This window comes from Streptomyces alkaliphilus (assembly GCF_014141535.1).
Classification (GTDB): Bacteria; Actinomycetota; Actinomycetes; order Streptomycetales; family Streptomycetaceae; genus Streptomyces; species Streptomyces alkaliphilus.
In genome coordinates, this window is record NZ_VKHT01001564.1 from 1 (window position 1) to 721 (window position 721).

The 721-nt window shown below is 71.6% G+C and carries 2 protein-coding genes and 1 pseudogene; all 3 read right to left on the reverse strand.

Annotated features, from left to right (window positions below; all coding sequences use genetic code 11):
* Positions 1-116 precede the first annotated feature (116 nt).
* Positions 117-311 carry a hypothetical protein gene (locus FNQ90_RS25695; protein ID WP_182608497.1) on the reverse strand — a complete coding sequence of 65 codons (195 nt, stop codon included), beginning with the start codon at positions 309-311 and terminating at the stop codon, positions 117-119.
* A gap of 21 nt (positions 312-332) precedes the next feature.
* Positions 333-524, reverse strand: coding sequence for a mobile element transfer protein (locus FNQ90_RS25700; protein WP_182608498.1), 192 nt, complete (start codon positions 522-524; stop codon positions 333-335).
* A gap of 18 nt (positions 525-542) precedes the next feature.
* Positions 543-721, reverse strand: a pseudogene (locus FNQ90_RS25705) (DUF2637 domain-containing protein); the annotation flags it as partial.

The following is a 721-nucleotide window of genomic DNA, read 5'->3' on the forward strand; positions in this document are numbered from 1 at the left end:
GGGGATGATGGTCGTGCTCCTTCGCGGCGTTTGTCGTGAGGGGGTGCGCTCCCGGGGCGGCGGATGCTTGGCGGTATCGAGGCCGCCCCGGGATGCCGACTCAGCGACCTACTCGTCTAGTCATGTGAGGGCGAGAAGATCTCGACTCCGGAGCGGGTGCCGGAGTCGATGGCGGGGGCGAGGAAGGTGTCGGCCAGGTAGAAGCCGAACAGGGCCAGGGTGAGGGCGACCCACAGGCGGACGCCGAGGAACTTGATCACGCCCCAGGCGATGATTCCCAGGACCAGGACGAGGGGCAGGGTGACGGTCACGGCGGGATCTCTCCTGTCGGGTCAGACGGCGGAGCAGCGGTGGGTACGGGCCGCGAGTTCGGCGGCGGAGCGGGTGTCGTACTCGGCGGAGAAGCCGCAGCGCGGCGCGGTGCACGCGGCGGTGTGCTTCTCCCGGCCCCGGTTGTCGGTGGCGGTGCCGACGCGGACCGGGCCGTAGCGGCCCACCTGGCGGAAGCGGCGGAAGAGGGTCACGGCGGTTTGTCCTCTCGATCAGTGGAGTCGGGTGAGGAGGGCGTCGGCGATCGGCACGGGAACACCGAGCCGGGCCCGCAGGGTCGGGGCGTCGATGGGGTGACCGGTGCGGTTCAGGTGGTCACCGGCAACCTTCCGGGCGTGCTCGACCAGGGCGGCCGGAACGGGGACCGGCGCCGGTTCGGTCGGGGCGGGAA